This window comes from Mycolicibacterium arseniciresistens (assembly GCF_030519285.1).
Taxonomy (GTDB): Bacteria; Actinomycetota; Actinomycetes; order Mycobacteriales; family Mycobacteriaceae; genus Mycobacterium; species Mycobacterium arseniciresistens.
On record NZ_JAUMSQ010000153.1, the window covers coordinates 1 to 17,929 of the forward strand.

19 protein-coding genes are annotated in these 17,929 nt (G+C 70.7%); 16 read left to right on the forward strand and 3 right to left on the reverse strand.

Going from position 1 to position 17,929, the window contains the following annotated elements:
* From Q2100_RS18725 to Q2100_RS18735, 3 genes are all read left to right on the forward strand, one after another.
* Positions 1-1,031: amidohydrolase family protein (locus tag Q2100_RS18725; protein ID WP_302915262.1), on the forward strand; the 1,031-nt coding region annotated here is incomplete at its 5' end.
* Positions 1,024-2,919, forward strand: a complete 1,896-nt coding sequence (gene lnt / locus Q2100_RS18730) for an apolipoprotein N-acyltransferase (protein WP_302915263.1) — start codon at positions 1,024-1,026, stop codon at positions 2,917-2,919. The genes Q2100_RS18725 and lnt, both read left to right, overlap by 8 nt.
* Positions 2,916-3,710, forward strand: coding sequence for a polyprenol monophosphomannose synthase (locus Q2100_RS18735; RefSeq protein ID WP_264015749.1), 795 nt, complete (start codon positions 2,916-2,918; stop codon positions 3,708-3,710). The genes lnt and Q2100_RS18735 overlap by 4 nt, the downstream gene beginning before the upstream one ends.
* Positions 3,711-3,717: 7 nt before the next feature.
* Here the strand turns inward: Q2100_RS18735 and rbpA are convergent, their stop codons facing one another.
* On the reverse strand, positions 3,718-4,056 hold the full coding sequence (gene rbpA / locus Q2100_RS18740) for an RNA polymerase-binding protein RbpA (protein WP_264015750.1): 339 nt from the start codon (positions 4,054-4,056) through the stop codon (positions 3,718-3,720).
* Between the two features lie 132 nt (positions 4,057-4,188).
* On the opposite strand from rbpA, the gene Q2100_RS18745 reads away from it, so the two are divergent.
* From Q2100_RS18745 to Q2100_RS18775, 7 genes are all read left to right on the forward strand, one after another.
* Entirely contained in the window at positions 4,189-4,542 is a 354-nt protein-coding gene (locus Q2100_RS18745; protein ID WP_302915275.1) for a hypothetical protein, read from the forward strand.
* A 100-nt stretch (positions 4,543-4,642) separates the two neighbouring features.
* On the forward strand, positions 4,643-5,335 hold the full coding sequence (locus tag Q2100_RS18750) for a hypothetical protein (protein WP_302915264.1): 693 nt from the start codon (positions 4,643-4,645) through the stop codon (positions 5,333-5,335).
* Positions 5,336-5,493: 158 nt separating this feature from the next.
* Positions 5,494-6,270 (forward strand): ABC transporter permease, encoded by a 777-nt coding sequence (locus tag Q2100_RS18755; RefSeq protein ID WP_302915276.1) that lies wholly within the window; start codon positions 5,494-5,496, stop codon positions 6,268-6,270.
* The gene (locus Q2100_RS18760) at positions 6,267-7,004 is read left to right on the forward strand and encodes an ABC transporter ATP-binding protein (protein ID WP_302915265.1); all 738 of its coding nucleotides are present in this window, start codon (positions 6,267-6,269) and stop codon (positions 7,002-7,004) included. The genes Q2100_RS18755 and Q2100_RS18760 overlap by 4 nt, the downstream gene beginning before the upstream one ends.
* A 29-nt stretch (positions 7,005-7,033) precedes the next feature.
* The gene (locus Q2100_RS18765) at positions 7,034-8,068 is read left to right on the forward strand and encodes an ABC transporter substrate-binding protein (RefSeq protein WP_302915266.1); all 1,035 of its coding nucleotides are present in this window, start codon (positions 7,034-7,036) and stop codon (positions 8,066-8,068) included.
* A 2-nt stretch (positions 8,069-8,070) separates the two neighbouring features.
* Positions 8,071-9,195: an LLM class flavin-dependent oxidoreductase gene (locus Q2100_RS18770; RefSeq protein ID WP_264015755.1), complete on the forward strand. Its 1,125-nt coding sequence runs from the start codon at positions 8,071-8,073 to the stop codon at positions 9,193-9,195.
* Positions 9,196-9,270: 75 nt separating this feature from the next.
* Positions 9,271-9,816, forward strand: coding sequence for a hypothetical protein (locus Q2100_RS18775; protein WP_407667654.1), 546 nt, complete (start codon positions 9,271-9,273; stop codon positions 9,814-9,816).
* 10 nt (positions 9,817-9,826) lie between these two features.
* Here Q2100_RS18775 and Q2100_RS18780 read toward each other — a convergent pair whose 3' ends face one another.
* Entirely contained in the window at positions 9,827-10,534 is a 708-nt protein-coding gene (locus Q2100_RS18780) for a hypothetical protein (protein WP_302915268.1), read from the reverse strand.
* A gap of 76 nt (positions 10,535-10,610) precedes the next feature.
* On the opposite strand from Q2100_RS18780, the gene Q2100_RS18785 reads away from it, so the two are divergent.
* The 6 genes from Q2100_RS18785 to Q2100_RS18810 all read left to right on the forward strand — a co-directional run bounded on the left by Q2100_RS18785 (position 10,611) and on the right by Q2100_RS18810 (position 17,212).
* Complete coding sequence (locus Q2100_RS18785; protein ID WP_302915269.1) at positions 10,611-12,119, forward strand: carboxylesterase/lipase family protein; 1,509 nt, start codon at positions 10,611-10,613, stop codon at positions 12,117-12,119.
* A gap of 54 nt (positions 12,120-12,173) precedes the next feature.
* Positions 12,174-14,117 (forward strand): primary-amine oxidase, encoded by a 1,944-nt coding sequence (locus Q2100_RS18790; RefSeq protein ID WP_407667655.1) that lies wholly within the window; start codon positions 12,174-12,176, stop codon positions 14,115-14,117.
* 47 nt (positions 14,118-14,164) lie between these two features.
* Complete coding sequence (locus tag Q2100_RS18795) at positions 14,165-16,165, forward strand: DUF7064 domain-containing protein (protein WP_302915271.1); 2,001 nt, start codon at positions 14,165-14,167, stop codon at positions 16,163-16,165.
* Positions 16,166-16,254: 89 nt separating this feature from the next.
* The gene (locus Q2100_RS18800) at positions 16,255-16,584 is read left to right on the forward strand and encodes a YnfA family protein (protein ID WP_302915272.1); all 330 of its coding nucleotides are present in this window, start codon (positions 16,255-16,257) and stop codon (positions 16,582-16,584) included.
* A gap of 58 nt (positions 16,585-16,642) precedes the next feature.
* Positions 16,643-16,852 (forward strand): hypervirulence associated TUDOR domain-containing protein, encoded by a 210-nt coding sequence (locus tag Q2100_RS18805; RefSeq protein WP_264015762.1) that lies wholly within the window; start codon positions 16,643-16,645, stop codon positions 16,850-16,852.
* Positions 16,853-16,855: 3 nt separating this feature from the next.
* Positions 16,856-17,212, forward strand: a complete 357-nt coding sequence (locus tag Q2100_RS18810; RefSeq protein ID WP_302915273.1) for a DUF3140 domain-containing protein — start codon at positions 16,856-16,858, stop codon at positions 17,210-17,212.
* Here Q2100_RS18810 and Q2100_RS18815 read toward each other — a convergent pair.
* Positions 17,199-17,929 (reverse strand): SCO6745 family protein (locus Q2100_RS18815; protein WP_302915274.1); only part of this gene is annotated, 731 nt, incomplete at its 5' end. The two genes, Q2100_RS18810 and Q2100_RS18815, sit on opposite strands and share 14 nt — an antisense overlap.

A 17,929-nucleotide genomic window follows, 5' to 3' on the forward strand; every position in this document is an offset into this window, starting at 1 on the left:
GCCGGGACGCGCAGACGGCGGCCCTCGACGCGGCCGCCGCGAGCGGGATCGTCGCGGTGCACGAATGCGCCGGTCCGCAGATCGGCGGCCTCGACGACTGGCTCGCCGTCCGCGACCTCACGCACGGTGTCGACGTCGTCGGGTACTGGGGTGAAGCGGTCAGCAGCCCCGGTGCGGCCCGCGACCTCGTCGATCGCACCGGGGCGCGCGGACTGGCCGGCGACCTGTTCGTCGACGGCGCACTGGGGTCGCGAACGGCCTGGCTGCACACGCCGTACGCCGACGCGCCGGACAGCTGCGGCAACACCTATCTCGACGCCGGCGAGATCACCGCGCACCTGGCCGCCTGCACCGACGCCGGGATCACCGCGGGTTTCCACGTGATCGGTGACGCCGCGGTCGGCGCGGTGGTCGAGGCACTGGCCCGCATCGTCGAGCGGGTCGGCGCGCCCGCGGTCGCGCGCTGCGGTCACCGCCTCGAACACCTGGAGATGGTCACCCCCGAGCAGGCCACGCTGCTCGGGTCGTGGGGTGTGCACGCCAGTGTCCAGCCCTCCTTCGACGCCCTCTGGGGCGGACCCGACGGCATGTACGCCCAGCGGCTCGGCCCGGATCGCGCCGGCGGGCTCAACCCGTTCGCGCTGTTAGCATCCCAAGGCGTGCCCCTCGCCTTCGGCTCGGACAGCCCCGTCACCGGGCTGGATCCCTGGGGCTGGGTCCGCGCCGCGAGCGCACACCGGACACCGGGCAGCGCGGTGTCGCTGCGGGCCGGGTTCGCGGCCGCGACCCGGGGCGCCTGGCGGGCCGCAGGCGTCAACGACGGCGTCACCGGCACCCTGGTCCCCGGAGCGCCCGCCTCCTACGCGATCTGGGACGCCGACGACCTGACGGTGAGCGCGCCGGCCGACGGTGTGGCGCGCTGGTCCACCGACCCGCGGTCCCGGGTCCCGGCGCTGCCGAGGCTGGCGCCGGGCGATCCGTCGCCGAGGTGCCGCCAGACCGTCCACCGAGGTGTCGTCATCCATGGCTGACCCACCGCGTCGCCGCCGCCGCCGGGCGATGGACGACACCGACGTGATCCCCGCGGTTCCCGTCGACACCGATCCCGACGACCTCGACACCGGCCCGAACGAGACCGTCGACGAGAGTTCCGGCGACGAGGCCGCCCGCCGGGAATCCTTCGGCGAGGACGCTGTCTCACAGTCGCGCGCGCAGCGGGCGGAGCGGCACGCGCAGCCGTCGCGGCTGACCCGCATCGCTCGCGGCGCGGGCCCGGCAGTGCTGTCGCGGTGGGCGCAGTTGGGCGCGGTCGCCGTCGGCGGGATGCTGCTGTGCCTGAGCTTCCCGCCGTTCGGCTGGTGGTGGGCAGCATTCGTCGCGTTCGCCCTGCTGGGGTGGACGCTGATGCGACCGTCGACGACCGTCGCCGGCGGATTCGGCTACGGCGTGCTGTTCGGCACGGTGTTCTACGTGCCGTTGCTGCCGTGGATCAGCGGGCTGGTCGGCCCCGTGCCGTGGCTGGCGCTGGCCGTGGTGCAGGCCCTGTTCCCCGGGCTGTTCGGCGCCGTCGCGGTGCTGGTGCGGCGGCTGCCCGGCCTGCCGCTGTGGCTGGCGGCGCTCTGGGTGGGCCAGGAGTGGCTCAAGTCGACGGTGCCGTTCGGCGGGTTCCCGTGGGGTGTGGTGGCCTTCAGTCAGACCAACGGACCGCTGTTGCCGCTGGTGCAGGCCGGCGGTGCGCCGCTGCTGTCCTTCGCGGTCGCGCTGACCGGTTTCTGCCTGACCGCGATCGTCGTCGAGGCCGTCCGCTGGTGGCACCACGAGGACGACACGCACACCGCGCTGCCCGCCGTCGTGCTCCCCGGCATCTGCATCAGCGCGGCACTGCTGGGCACCGCGCTGATCGCCCCGCAGGTCCGGCACTCCGGGGTCGGCGCCGGAGACGACCCCGCGGTCACCGTCGCCGCCGTGCAGGGCAACGTGCCGCGGCTCGGGCTGGACTTCAACGCCCAGCGCCGCGCGGTCCTCGACAACCACGTGCAGGAGACGCTGCGGCTGGCCGAGGACGTGCGGGCCGGCCGTGCACCGCACCCGGCTCTGGTCATCTGGCCGGAGAACTCCTCGGACATCGACCCGCTGGCCAATCCGGACGCCGCGGAGCAGATCACCGCGGCCGCCGACGCCATCGATGCACCGATCCTGGTCGGCGGCGTCGTCAGGGCCCCCGACTACCGCCCGGAGAACCCGGTGTCCACCAACTCGGTGATCGTGTGGCAGCCCGGGACCGGGCCCGCCGAACGGCACGACAAGCGGATCGTGCAGCCGTTCGGGGAGTACCTGCCGTGGCGCGGCTTCTTCTCCAAGCTGTCGCCCTACGCCGACCGGGCCGGCTACTTCATCCCCGGCTCCGGCAACGGGGTGGTGCACGCGGCCGGTGTTCCCGTCGGGGTGACCACCTGCTGGGAGGTGATCTTCGACCGGGCCGCGAGGGAGTCGGTGCTGGCCGGCGCGCAGATGCTGGCGGTGCCGTCGAACAACGCCACGTTCACCGAGCCGATGAGCGAGCAGCAATTGGCGTTCGCCCGGCTGCGCGCCGTCGAGCACGACCGGTTCGTGGTGGTCGCGGGCACCACGGGCATCAGCGCGATGATCGCCCCCGACGGACGTGAGCTGGCGCGCACCGGGTTCTTCGAGCCGGCCTACCTCGATCAGCAGATCAGGCTGAAGACGCAGCTCACACCCGCCACCCGCTGGGGACCCATCGTGCAGGCCGTGATCATCGCGGTCGGCGTCGCGTCGGTGCTGGCGGCCATGCTGCACAATGGAGCGTTCGTATCGGCGATCAGACGGCGCCGGCAGAGGGCCGGGAAGACCGGGAACAGCCCGCCCGACAAGGGCGGCAACGACGGAGGACTCACATGACTGACCCTGGTGGAGCGCGGCCGGGGGAGGGTGCCGGCGGCGCCACCCGGCCGAGTCAGCGCGCGCTGGTCATCATCCCGACCTACAACGAGCGGGAGAACCTGCCGTTGATCGTCGGCCGCGTGCACCAGGCCTGCCCCGGCGTGCACATCCTGATCGTCGACGACGGCAGCCCGGACGGCACCGGTGAGCTGGCCGACGAATTCGCGCTCGCCGACCCCGACCGGGTGCACGTCATGCACCGCACCAGCAAGGACGGACTCGGAGCGGCGTACCTGGCCGGATTCGCCTGGGGACTGGGCAGGCAGTACTCGGTGCTGGTGGAGATGGACGCCGACGGCAGCCACGCACCCGAACAGCTGCACCGCCTGCTGGAGGCCGTCGACGGCGGCGCCGACGTGGCGATCGGGTCCCGGTACGTCCCCGGCGGCACGATCCGGAACTGGCCGCGGCGGCGCTACGCCCTGTCGAAGACCGCCAACACCTACGCCCGGGTGCTGCTGGGTGTCGACATCCACGACATCACCGCCGGGTACCGGGCCTACCGCCGTGAGGTACTCGAGAAGATCGATCTGGCCGCGGTGGACTCGAAGGGCTACTGCTTCCAGATCGACCTGACCTGGCGCGCGATCAACCAGGGCTTCGTCGTGGTGGAGGTGCCGATCACGTTCAGCGAACGAGAACTCGGCGTGTCCAAGATGAGCGGGTCCAACATCCGGGAAGCGATGTTCAAGGTCGCCACCTGGGGTGTCCGCGGGCGCCTCGATCGCGCCCGCGGCATCGTCCGCTAGCGGGCGCTCAGCTGCCGCGGCGCTTGGACTTGATCAGGTCCAGGCGCTCCTTGAGCAGCTCTTCCAACTCGTCGACCGAACGCCGTTCGAGCAGCATGTCCCAGTGGGTGCGCGGGGGCTTCACCTTCTTCGGCTCCGGCACGTCACCCTCGATCAGGGTGCCCTCCATACCGTTGCGGCACAGCCAGGTGCCGGGGATCTCGGCGTCGTCGGCGAACGGGACGTCGAACTCCTCGCCGTTGTCGGTTCGGTAGCGAGCCACCTGACGCGGCGCCAGGTCGTGGTTGCGGTCGGTCTCGTAGCTCACGGCTCCGAGGCGACTGCCTCTCAGGACGCGATCAGCCATCGTCAACACTCCTCGATGTGTAAGTTGCCGGATCATCAACGCGGTCGGTGCCCGTTGAGTTCCCGACTCGACCCCCAGGATACCGGGAACCGCGCCGTGGGCCGTCTACAGTCGACCACCGTGGGGCCTGAAGTGCGTAGCCGCGAGCATCGCGACGATGTCAGACGTCGCCGTCTGCAACCCTGTCGCTGGTGCGGCCGCGAGGTGGCCGACGCCGGGATGGGCAGGCGGCGCCAGTACTGCAGGCAATCCTGCCGTCAGCGCGCCTACGAGCAGCGGGCCATGGTCAAGGGCAGCGCGGTCGCGCCGGACGCCGTGGTGCTGACCGCGGACGAGGCCGCGCAGCTCTCCGACCGGGTCTACCAGGTGCGTTGCGCCGCAGAGGATGTTGCGATCGCGCTGGACGAGGGCGCCGAGTCCGACGAGCTGCGCAAGCTCTGCGACGCTCTCGTGCGGGCGGCCAAGGCGGCCGACGGCTGGCGCTAGTTCGGCCCCGCGGGCGCAGGGTGGCAATGCTGACCCGTCTGTACTGCACAGGCACGCCGGTTTCCGCCCGCGATCAACAAGTGCGGGGGATGCTGAGCACATGCTCACGCACCTGCGCGCACTGCTGGTGAGCATCGGCGGGCTGCTCGCGCTCGGTGTCGTGGCGTGCTCCGGCGGGTCGTCGCCCGAGGCGACCGGGCCGTCGGTCGTGGCGACGTCGGCCACCACCTTCCCGCCCTCGGGCACCTACATCGCCGACATCACCAGGGACGGCAGGGCGATGAGCATCGGAATCTCCGTCGACGGCTCGGACATCGCCGCCTACGCCTGCAACGGCGCCGACGACGAAGCGTGGTTCTTCGGCAGCGAGTCCACCGGCCGCATCGACATCGACTCCCGCTTCCGCGACACGCTCGAGGCGACGTTCGACGGCACCGACGTCGAGGGCGAACTGACCGTGAACGGCGTCGCGTACCCGTTCGTCGCCACTCCGGCGCAGGCGCCGGCGGGGGTGTACACCGCCGATACCGGTGGCGTGCGCTCGACGTGGGTGCGCCGGCCGGACGAGTACGCGATCGGCGTCCAGTACAGCGGCGGTGTCAGCGATCACGACCTCGAAGAGGCCGACCGGCAGCGGCTCGCGGCCGAGCAGTTCCGTACGCAGGTGCGCAGCCGGCGGCAACTGCAGCAGGCCGCGCAGCTGGTGGTGCTGGACAACGGCACGATGGGATCGACGATCAACGGCCGGGCGGTGACGCCGACCCTGGTCAGCGGGAGCTTCCGGCTCGGCTGACGACGCACCGCAGGCCGCCGGGGGGCGTGTTCCGGCGTTTCTTTTCCTCACCGCGAACAGAACCCTTACGCCGCTGCGATGTGCGCCCGTAGCGTCGGTTCACCGTGGCGAGTTCATCGGAGGTGGCGACTGCGCCGGGCGCGGTAGGCACGGCAGGCATCAGCGGGCGCACGAAAGGCGTTCGCGGCGAACGCAAGTGGGGTTTCGTCCGGCTGGCGTCGCCGGTGGTGCTGCTGCTGTTGTGGCAGCTGGGCAGCGCGCTGGGCCTCATCCCGCAGGACGTGCTGCCCGCGCCGTCACTGATCGCCGAGGCCGGCGTCGAGCTGATCGGCAACGGCCAACTGGCCGACGCGCTGCGGGTGTCGGGCATCCGCGTCGTCGAAGGGTTGCTGCTGGGCAGCGTCGTCGGGGTCGCGCTCGGTACCGCGGTGGGACTCTCCCGCTGGCTGGAGGCCACCGTCGACCCGCCGATGCAGATGGTGCGCGCGCTACCGCATCTCGGCCTGATCCCGCTGTTCATCGTGTGGTTCGGCATCGGCGAACTGCCCAAGGTGCTGCTGGTGGCGCTCGGCGTGAGTTTCCCGCTCTACCTCAACACCTTCTCCGCCATCCGCCAGGTGGACCCGAAACTCTTCGAAACCGCTCAGGTACTCGGATTCTCGTTCTGGCAGCGGTTCCGCGACATCATCGTGCCCAGCGCCGCGCCCCAGGTGCTGGTCGGCTTCCGGCAGTCCCTGGCGATCGCATGGCTGACGCTGATCGTCGCCGAGCAGATCAACGCCGACAAGGGCATCGGCTTCCTGATCAACAACGCCCGCGACTTCCTGCGCATCGACATCATCATCTTCGGGCTCGTCGTCTACGCACTGCTGGGCATCGGCACCGATGCCATCGTCCGCGCTCTCGAGCGCCGAGCATTGAGGTACCGCACATGACCATCGCAAGCGAACGCCGCACGCAGACCGCGGGTGAGCTCCGCCACGTCGACAAGTGGTACGGCGACCACCATGTGCTCAGCGACGTCTCCCTGCACATCGCCCGCGGTGAGATCGTCGCGCTGATCGGCCGCAGCGGCTCCGGTAAGTCGACGGTGCTCCGGGTGCTCGCCGGGCTGTCCACAGATCACACCGGCGAGCGGGTGGTGGCCGGAGCGCCCGCGCTGGCGTTCCAGGAACCGCGGCTCTTCCCGTGGCGGGACGTGCTCACCAACGTCGTCTACGGGCTGACGCGGCAACGTCTGTCCCGCGGCGAGGCGAACGAGCGGGCCCGGCGTGCGCTGGCCGACGTCGGCCTGGCGGACCGCGCCGGTGTGTGGCCGTTGACGCTCTCGGGCGGTCAGGCACAACGTGTTTCGCTGGCTCGGGCCCTGGTCGCCGAGCCGGAACTGATGCTGCTCGACGAACCGTTCGGCGCGCTCGACGCGCTCACCAGGCTGAGCATGCGCTCGCTGCTGGTCGACCTGTGGCGTGAACACGGATTCGGGGTGCTGCTGGTCACCCACGACGTCGACGAGGCCGTCGCGCTGGCCGACCGCGTGCTGGTGCTCGACGACGGGAAGGTGGCGCACACCCTCGAGATCGACGAGCCGCGCCTTCCGCCGGGCGAATCGGCCGCCCACACCGAGCATTACCGCGCCGAGCTACTCGACCGGCTCGGCGTCATCCGCTGACGACGACGACTTCGACTGAGGAGACGACCATGCCCAGATCCCGGCCGATCGCGGTGCTGCTCGCCGCGGTGACGGCGGTGAGCCTGCTCGCCGGCTGTGTGTCACGCGAGGAGTCATCCGGCGCGCAGCAGGCGCCGGAGACCGTCCCGCTGTCGGAACTCGCCGGTGTCACCCTTCACATCGGCGACCAGAAGGGCGGTACGCAGGCGCTGCTGACGGCCGCGGGAGCACTGGAGAACCTGCCGTATGCCGTCGAGTTCTCGACATTCACCTCGGGCCCGCCGCAGATCGAGGCCGCCACCGCGGGCAAGATCGACTTCGCGATCACCGGCAACACCCCGCCGATCTTCGGCGCCGCGTCCAACGCGAAGGTGAAGATCGTCTCGGCATACGACGGCGGAGGGTACGGCGACCAGATCCTGGTGCACGCCGATTCGCCGCTGCAGTCGATCGGCGACCTGCGGGGCAAGAGCATCGCGGTCGCCAAAGGCAGCTCCGCACACGGCCATACGTTGGTCCAGCTGGATCGGGCGGGGCTGACGCCCGCCGACGTCAAGCTGGTGTTCCTGCAGCCCGCCGATGCGCTGTCGGCGTTCACCCAGCGCCGCGTCGACGTGTGGGCGCTGTGGGACCCCTACACCGCACAGGCCGAGACGGAGCTGCCCGTACGCAGCATCGCCCGCGCCACCGGCGTCACCAACGGCGCAGGCTTCGGCGTGGCGGCCGACGCGGCGCTGGCCGACCCGAAGCGCAACTCGGCGCTGAGCGATCTGCTGGTGCGCTACGCCAAGGCCGTCCGCTGGGCGCACGACAACCCCGACGAGTGGGCCACCCGTTACGGCGAGGACGTCGGCCTGGACCCCGAGGTCGCGAAGCTGGCGCAGGGCCGCAGCCTGCGACTGCCCTTCGACCTGTCCGATCAACTCGTGGCGTCCGAGCAGGAGATGGCCGACCTCTTCGCGAAGTCGCAGCAGATCGCATCGGCCCCCGACTTCTCCCGCTGGGTCGACCGCCGCTACGGCGACGTGCTGGCCCCGCTCTACATCGACCGCAACAAGGAGTGAAGATGCCCACCCCCGCTGCAGCTCAACCGCCGGCTTCGCCTGCGAAATTCTTCTGGTTCCTGCCCACCAACGGCGACAGCCGCAACATCGTCGGCGCCTCGCACGCCTCGTCGCACCACACCGTGCCCGCCGGGTACCGCGAACCCAGCAGGCGCTACCTCGCCGAGGTGGCCCGCGCGGCCGACCGTCTCGGCTTCGAGGGAGTGCTCACCCCGACCGGAACCTGGTGCGAGGACGCCTGGTTGACCGCGGCGGCGCTGCTGTCGGAGACCGAGCGGCTGAAGTTCCTGGTGGCGTTCCGCCCCGGGCTGGTGCCGCCGACGCTGGCCGCCCAGCAGGCCGCCACCCTGCAGCGATTCTCCGACGGCCGCGTCCTGCTCAACATCGTCAGCGGGGGAGACGACCTCGAGCAGCGGCGGTTCGGCGACTGGCTGGACCACGATCAGCGCTACGCCCGCACCGGCGAGTTCCTGCACATCGTCAGCACGCTCTGGCAGCAGGAGTCACTGGACTTCTCCGGCGACCACTACCGGGTCGCCGACGCCCGGGTGTCGGCGCCGCCGAACCCGTTGCCCGGCATCTACTTCGGCGGGTCGTCGGCCGCCGCGCTGCCGATCGCCGCGCAGTACGTCGACGTCTACCTGACCTGGGGTGAGCCCCCGCAGGCGGCGGCCGCCAAGATCGAGCGGGTTCGCGCGCTGGCCGCCGAGCGCGGGCGCACCATCCGCTTCGGCATCCGGCTGCACACCATCAGCCGCGACACCTCCGCGGCGGCATGGGCCGTCGCCGACGAACTCGTCGGCCAGCTGACACCCGAACAGATCGCGAAGGCCACCGCCCTGCACTCGAAGTCGGAATCCGAAGGGCAACGGCGGATGACGGCGCTGCACGGCGGGCGGGTGGACCAGCTGGAGATCTACCCGAACCTGTGGGCGGGGGTCGGTTTGGTGCGCGGCGGCGCGGGCACGGCGCTGGTCGGCAGCCATGAGGAGGTCGCCAACCTGATCGTCGAGTACCACGCGCTGGGCTTCGACGAGTTCATCCTGTCGGGCTACCCGCACCTCGAGGAGGCGCACTGGTTCGCCGAGGGTGTGCTCCCGCTGCTGCGGCGCAAGGGCGTGGCCTGACCTGAGGACGCACCGCGGCGCCGCTGCTCGTACTCTGCGGTGACGATGGATGAATGGTTTGAGCACAGCCCTTTCGTGGGGTTCGCACCCTGGATCCTGTACTGGGTGGTGGCCGGCAGCTCGAGCACCTGGCTCTACGGCGGTCTGTGCGCGGTGATCGCGGCGTTCATCCTCGGGGTGTCGATGCGCGTCGGCGGTCCCCGGTTGCTCGAGGTGGTGACGATCGTGTTCTTCGTCGCCGTCACCATCGCCGGCATGGTCACCGGTGCCACCGACATGGACTGGATGGACGTCTACTCGACCACGCTGTCCAGCGGCGTGCTGGCCGTGATGGCGTTCGGTTCGCTGGCGTTCACCCCGTTCACCGAGCAGTACGCGCGCGACTTCACCCCGCGCAGCGACCGGGAGAAGGCGGCCTTCCGGCGCACCAACCAGATGCTCACGCTGATGTGGGGACTGGTGTTCGCACTCATCGCGGTGCTCGGCTTCGTCGCGGCCGGTGCCCCGTCGACCGCGCACTGGACCAACTGGGTGATCCCGGTGGTGGTGATCGCCGGTGCGGTCGGGATGACGAACACCTATCCCGAGAGGGTGCAGGCGCGGCTTCGCACCACCGACTAGGTGCGGCGGGTCATTCCGGGCAGCTGTACCGGATCCCGATGTCGGCCGGCGGGCTCACCTTCTTCAGGCAGCCGAACGGCTCCACCCCGGCGTCGCTGAGGCGGGCGGCCGTCTGGTGGGCGTAGTTCACACAGAACAGGCCCGCGGGGTCGGCGCGGCACCGGAAGTCACCGAAGGCCAGCGACCGGCCGTAGGGCAGTGCGGCCCCGTCGCCCCGCACGAACGGGCCGGGATCGCCGTGCACCGACCCGACGTCGACTGTCGGGCCGGTGAAGTCCACCCAGTCGCCGATCCACTGGCCCGCGATGTCGGGCGGGGCCGGTGGCGGGTCGGTCAGCCGGACCAGGCAGTCCAGCCCGCCGTCGGACTGCGGATCGGTCATGCACCGCGTCGTGCCCGACGGTGTGGTGAACGCGACGGCATCGCCGAGTCGTGACACCTCGCCGTCGCGGGTCGCCTCGTGGAAACCGCCCACGTCGGTGGGCGTTCCGGCTGCGACGAACGCGATGACGTCGCCGATCGCGGCGCCGGCCCGCGGCGCGCCCACCGGCGGCTTCGACGTCGCAGTGGGGGTGGGCGGGACGCTCGCGCGCGACGTGGGCGACGGCACCGACAATCGGGAACCCGACGGTGACCCGGACTCGCCGTCCTGCCCGCCGCACCCTGCGCACACCCCCGCCACCAGCACAGACGCCGCGATCAACACAGCAATCCGCATGCAGCCAGGCTAGCGGGCCGAAGCGGTGGGGCCCGTCAGGCGCGGCGAACGGCGGTTCGTTCGCTACGGTCGGTGAATGCACGAACACACAGTCCGCGCAACGATCAGCACCGGCACGATCGAAGGCTTCACCCGTGACGGCGTGCACCGCTGGCGGGCCGTCCCGTACGCCCAGCCGCCGGTGGGCCGGCGGCGGTTCCGGGCGCCGTTGCCCGCGCAGCCGTGGCGCGGTGTCCGGCACTGCCACAGCATCGGGTACTGCGCACCGCAGCAGCGCAGGTACACCCTGGTCGGGGTCAACAAGTACCAGCCGATGAGCGAGGACTGCCTGACGCTCAACGTCGTTGCGCCGCAGTCGCGGCCCGACGGGCCGATGCCGGTGATGTTCTTCGTCCACGGGGGCGGCTACCTGCTCGGCAGCTCGGCGACACCGCTCTACGACGGTGCGGCGATGGCGCGGCGGGGCTGCGTCTACATCTCGGTGAACTACCGGCTCGGGGCGCTGGGCTGCATGGACCTGTCGTCGCTGTCCACGCCGGAGAACCCGATCGACGGCAACCTGTACCTGCGCGACCTGGTGATGGCGCTGCGCTGGGTGCGCGACAACGTCGAGGTGTTCGGCGGCGACCCGGACAACGTGACGATCTTCGGCGAGAGCGCCGGGGCGCACGCCGTCGCGACGCTGCTGGCCGTGCCGCAGGCCAAAGGCCTTTTCGCGCGGGTCATCTCGCAGAGCCCGGTCAGTGGCATGGTGCGGTCACCGGAGGCCGCAGCCGCCTTCGCCGACCAGTTCGCGGGGCTGCTCGGCGCGCGACCGCAGGACGGGGCCGCCGCGCTGATGGCGGCCAGGCCAAGGGAGCTGGTGACCGCGCTGGAACGGTTGCTCACCCGAGGCACGGACGACCTGCCGGGAGCGTTCGCGGTCGGCCCGGCGTTCGGCACCGACTACCTGCCCCGCGATCCGGTCGAGGCGATGCGCGAGGGCACCGCCCACCGGGTGCCCCTCATCGTCGGCAACAACGCCGAGGAGGGCAAGCTGTTCACCCGGTTCCTGCAGCTCCTGCCGACGTCGGAGGCGACCATCGAGCTGCTGCTGGCCAACTCGGACGCCGAGCGGCGCGAACGCATCACGTCGGCCTACCCCGGCTACCCGAGCCCGTCGGCGTGTGTGCGGCTCGGCGGCGACTTCGCGTTCGGCACGGCCACCTGGGAGGTCGCCGAGGCGCATTCCCGGCACGCGCCCACCTACGTCTACCGCTACGACTATGCGCCCCGCACGCTGCAGTGGTCCGGGCTCGGCGCCACCCACGCCATGGAGCTGCTCGCCGTGTTCGACACCTACCGCACTCGGCTGGGGTCGTTGCTCACCGCGGCCGCCGACCAGCGGTCGGCCCGCCGGGTGAGCCGGGACGTGCAGCGGCGCTGGCGCGCGTTCGGCCGCACGGGTGTGCCGGGGGAGGACTGGCCGCTCTACACCGCCGACCAACGCGCCGTGCGGGTGTTCGACCGCAAGCCCCGGATCGAGTTCGACCCCGACGTCGACCGCAGGCAGGCGTGGGAGGGCTTCAGCCTCGCGACGCGCTAGCGCCGAGCACATCGAATGGCTGCGGGGCGCCGCCGGATGTGATTGCGTGATCGCGTGCACCCCCTGGATCCCCTGGCCGCAGACGAATTCGAGGCGGTCTCGGCGATACTGCGCCGCGACACCGACGTCGACGACGGCTGGCGGTTCGCGTCGGTCGAACTGAGCGAACCGGACAAGGCGGAGCTTCGCGAGTTCGCTGCCACAGGCGTCGCGCCACAGCGCCGTGCCACGGTGATCTGCCTGCACCGGGCGACCAACTCCACGTACAAGGGCGTGGTGTCGCTGACCGAGGGCCGGGTGGATTCGTTCACGCACCTGCCCGGCGTGCAGGCCAACTTCACGGTCGACGAGTTCGCCGAATGCGACCGGATGCTGCGCTCGCATCCGGATCTGATCGCCGCCCTCGCCCGCCGCGGCATCACCGATCTCGAGCTCGTGTTCATGGACACCTGGACGTACGGAAACGCCGTCGCCCCAACGGAATTCCGTGACCGGCGGATCGGTTGGTCCGACACCTGGCTGCGCGGCGCACCGGGTGCCAATCCCTATGCGCACATGGTCAGTGGGCTGCACTGCGTCGTCGACCTCAACGCCATGTCGTTGCTCCGGATCGAGGACACCGGCCCGTTCGCCGGCGGCGCCGAACCACCGGACGTCATGGGCGAATACGCCCCGGCCCACGTCCCCGAGCGGATCAGGGCGGCGTGGCGCCGCGAGCCACTGGCGCCGCTGCACATCACCCAGCCGCAGGGAACGTCGTTCCGGCTCGACGGCAATCTGCTGCAGTGGCAGAACTGGTCGCTGCGGATCGGGTTCAACCACCGGGAGGGAATGACGCTCCACACGGTGTCCTACCGGGACGGCGACCGCGACCGGTCGGTGGCGCACCGGCTTTCGTTCGCCGAGATGGTGGTGCCGTATCGGGATTCGTCGCAGGATCACTACCGCCGCACGGCGTTCGACATCGGCGAATGGGGCCTCGGCTTCATGACGACGTCACTGGAACTGGGCTGTGACTGCCTCGGCGAGATCCGCTACCTGGACGCCGTGCTGCACGACAGCCGCGGCGTGCCGTACACGATCACCAACGCGATCTGCGTCCACGAGGAGGACAACGCGGTCCTGTGGAAGCACGTGGACCACGACGCCGGCGCCGAGGTGCGACGGATGCGGCGGCTCACGGTGTCGTTCCACGTCACGGTCGCGAACTACGAGTACCTGGTGTACTGGCGGCTCTACCAGGACGGCAACATCGAGTGCGAGGTGCGCGCGACCGGGATCATGGTCACCACCCCGCTCGCCCCCGGCCAGCCCCACCCGAACGGCACGCTGGTCGACGACCGCACGTATGCACCGTTCCACCAGCACTTCCTGGTGGCCCGGCTGGACCTCGACGTCGACGGCGGCGAGAACACCGTCTACCGCACGGAGTCCTACGCCGAGCCGATGGGGCCCGCCAACCCCTACGGCCTGTCGGTGCTGCTGCGCGAGGTGCCGTTGCTCACCGAGGCCGACGGCAGGCAGGACGTCGACTTCGCCTCCCAGCGCGGCTGGAAGGTGGTCAACACCAACGTCGTCAACGGACTGGGCACCCACCCGTCCTACAAGCTGATCCCCACCGGGGCGCTCCCACCGATGTTCGACCCGGCGTCGCCGGTGCTGCGCCGCGCCAACGTGATCGGCCACACCCTGTGGGTGACACCGAGCAGTCCCGACGAGCGCTGGCCTGCAGGCGAATTCGTCAACCAGTCGGAGACCGACACCGGGCTCGGCGAGTGGACGAAGGCGAACCGGTCGATCGACAACACCGACGTGGTGCTGTGGTACGTCTTCGGCATCCACCACATCACCCGGCCGGAGGACTGGCCGGTGATGCCGGTCGACGTGGTGTCGTTCTGGCTCGAGCCCTACGGCTTCTTCGACCGCAACCCCGCGCTCGACGTGCCCGCAGCGCCGCCGCAGCACTGCCACACCCCTTCCACCAGCGCGCCGCACTGATTGACACCCGTCAACAGTGTGATCCACCCCACTGCTACGTTCATCCGGTGGACGCACGTGACGACCTGGTGATCGAACGCCCGGACGACCTGACCGCCGACTGGCTGACCACGGCGATCGGCACGGGACGCGTCGCCGGCTTCTCCTTCGAACGCATCGGCACCGGCCAGATGAGCGAGTGCTACCGCGTCGCGCTGCAGTATGCCGACGACGCGGCGCCGGGCCCGGAGTCGGTGGTGCTCAAGGTCGCCGCCACCGACGCCAACAGCAGGCAGACCGGGCTGGCGATGGGACTCTACGAACGCGAGGTGCGGTTCTACACCGACATCGCCCCGCGGCTCGGCGGCCCGGTCGCGCCCTGCCACCACGCCGCCTACGACCCCGCGAACGGAACATTCCACCTGGTGCTCGGCGACGCGGCGCCCGCCGTCGTGGGCGACGAGATCCGCGGCGCGACAATCGAACAGGCGACCCTCGCCCTGACCGAACTGGGCCGGGTGCACGGCCCGCTGCTCGGCGACCCCGCGCTGGCCGATGCGGACTGGCTCAACCGGGAGTCGCCGATGAACCAGGGCCTGATCGCCGCGCTGTGGGCCGGTTTCGCCGAACGCTACGCCGAGAAGATCGAACCCGGACACCGCGAGGTGTGCGAGCGGCTGGTGGCGAGCTTCGACGCCTATGTCACCGAAGAGGCCGCCGCGCAACGTGTCGCGGGTCTGGTGCACGGCGACTACCGGCTCGACAACATGCTGTTCGGTCAGGCCGGCGCCGACCGCCCACTGACGGTGGTGGACTGGCAGACCGTCACGTGGGGCCCGGCCTTCACCGACGTGGCGTACTTCCTGGGCTGCGCCCTGACGGAGTCGGCGCGCCGCGACCACTACGACGCCCTGCTGCGGGCGTACCACGAGGCGCTCGGACCACAGTCGACCGTCAGCCTCGACGAGGTGCGCGACGGCGTCCGGCGGCAGAGCTTCTTCGGGGTGATGATGGCGATCGTGTCGTCGATGCTCGTCGAGCGCACCGACCGCGGCGACCGCATGTTCATGACCATGCTCGCGCGGCACTGCTCCCATGTGCTCGACACCGGCGCGCTCGACGTGCTGCCGTCGGCGTCACCGCCCGAAGCCCTGCAGCCGTCGGCCGGCGACGAGGGCGGGCACCCGCCGGGCGACGAGGAACTGTGGAACGAGAGCTGGTACTTCGACGTCGTCGACGCCGGCCAGGGCATCGGCGGCTGGGTCAGGGTCGGCCTGTACCCGAACCGGCGCACGGCCTGGCTCAACGCGCTGATCTGCGGGCCCGACATGCCGACCATCGCCGTCCTCGACTTCGAGGCGCCACTGCCCGAGGATCCGTTCCTGGCGCGCGGTGACGCCGTCGAGATCTCCATGGCGGCCGACGAACCGCTTCGCCGCTTCCGGGTGACCGTGCGGGGCAGCGGCCAGGCGTTCGACGACGCCGGCGCACTGCTCGAGGGCGCCGAGGGCCGTCCGGTCGAGCTGACGATGGACCTCACCTGGACCACCGCCGGCACGCCCTACCAGTACCGCATCACCCCTCGATACGAGATCGCCTGCACGGTGTCGGGCACGATCACCGCCGAGGGCCGGACGGTGACGCTGCGCGATGCGCCCGGGCAGCGCGACCACTCCTGGGGCGTGCGCGACTGGTGGTCCATGGACTGGGTGTGGAGTGCGCTGCACCTCGACGACGGCACCCATCTGCACGGCGTCGACCTGCGCATCCCCGGTACGCCGCCGCTCAGCGTCGGCTACGTGCAACCGCCGGGGGCGCCGCTGCAGGAGACCGCGACGGTCACCGCGCGGGCGACGTTCGCCGACAACGGCCTACCCGTCACCACCACGCTGACCATGTCGCCCGGCGACGTGGACGCCACCGTCGACCTGCGCGGTTTCGCGCCGGTGCGGCTGACCGCCGACGACGGCCGGGTCAGCCATTTCCCGCGCGCATGGGCGACGGTGACGCTCACCGACGGCCGTACCGGCGTGGGCTGGCTGGAGTGGAACCGCAACCTCGGTTCGTGAACTGCGCTGGCTCCGCGAGTGCGCATGTCTGCGGCCCGACACGCCGTCAATCACCGACAAACGTGCACGCTCGCGGCAGGCTGACGGGCATGGTCGTGGCCAAGTCGGTGATGTTGTTCGTGCTCGCGGCGCTGCTGGAGATCGGTGGCGCCTGGCTGGTCTGGCAGGGCGTGCGGGAAGACCGCGGCTGGTGGTGGGTCGGATTCGGGGTGATCGCCCTCGGCGCCTACGGTTTCGTCGCGGCGTTCCAGCCCGACGCCCAATTCGGCAGGGTGCTGGCGGCCTACGGCGGCGTGTTCATCGCCGGCTCGCTGGCGTGGGGGATGGTCGCCGACGGTTTCCGCCCGGATCGGTGGGACGTCACCGGCGCCGTGGTGAGTCTCCTCGGCGTCGGCGTCATCATGTACGCGCCCCGCTGAAATGTGACGAATCCCGGACGCCGCGAATGACGGCAGGGCCGACGGGTACCCGCCGCTCATGAGCAAAGAGTTCAAGAAGGGCGACAAGGTCAGCTGGCAGAGTCACGGCAGTACCGCCGAGGGCACCGTCGAGGAGAAGATCACCTCGGAGAAAGAAGCGGCCGGCCGCAAGGTCAAGGCGTCGAAGGACGAGCCGCAGTACCGGGTGAAGAGCGAGAAGAGCGGTAACGACGCCGTCCACAAGCCGGGCGCGCTGAAGAAGAAGTGACCGATGGCCGAGAGTGACACAAAGCAGGACGAGGACCACAAGCAGACCTGGGACGAGTTCCATGACGTCGTCAACATGACCGCGTCGGAACTGGAGAAGTGGCTCGACTCCGACGATTCGAAGTCGGTGGGCCAGAAATCCGGCGGCGGCGAGTCCACCGGCCACGAGAGCGGCCGGCACATCGTCAAGATCCTGAAGGCCAAGAAGTCCGACCTGTCCGACGACGACTACGCGCACATGCGCAAGGTCGTCGGTTACACCAAACGCCATCTGGCGCAACGGCCCTCAGGCGACATCGAAGACTCGGCGTGGCGGTACTCGCTGAAGAACTGGGGCCACGACCCGGTCAAGAAGTCCTGAGCCCGGCGCTCTCGTCGTCGAGGTCGTCGCGATTGAGGCCCATCGGGGTGGCCTGCGGCACGTCGCCTCCCGCCACCACGGCGCGGGCGAGCGGTGTCAGCGTCCGGAACAGCTGTTCGACCTCGTCGTCGGTGAGGCCGTCGAGTGCCGAGAGCGCCAGCGCGTCGGTGGTGTCCTCGATGTGCTGCTTGAGTTCCCGGCCTGCATCGGTGAGCGCTCCGCTGTCGTCGAGCAGGCCGCGAGCGGCGAGCCGGTTCTGGTGCTCGGCCCATTGCTGCTCGTCGTAATCCCGGCTGCGCATGATCATCTCGGCGGGCACCTTGCCCGCGGCGGCGTGCAACACGTTGCACTCGCGGCCGCTGACGCCTGCGGCGGCGAGCACCGCCACATGCGCGTCGCCACGGTGTTCGCGCAGCAGCGTCGCGGCGTGCCACAACCGCGCCACGGGATCGGTGGGCCATTCCAGCGACAGGTTGGCGGCGAACAGCGGCCGACCGTCGACCGGCGCCGCGACGGCGGCCTTGGCCGCGAGATCGGCTGCGGTGCGCAGGCCGTCGTCGTCGACCAGGCCGTAGCGCCGCAGGGCGGCGACGGCCGACTCCTCACGCGCGCGCAGGGCCTCGGCCGGGCCGGCCACCTCCCAGGCCGCGGGAAGGGCCTTGGCCACCCGCGCGGGTGCGAAGTTGTAGAACACGGCGGTCACCACCTCCGCCGGAA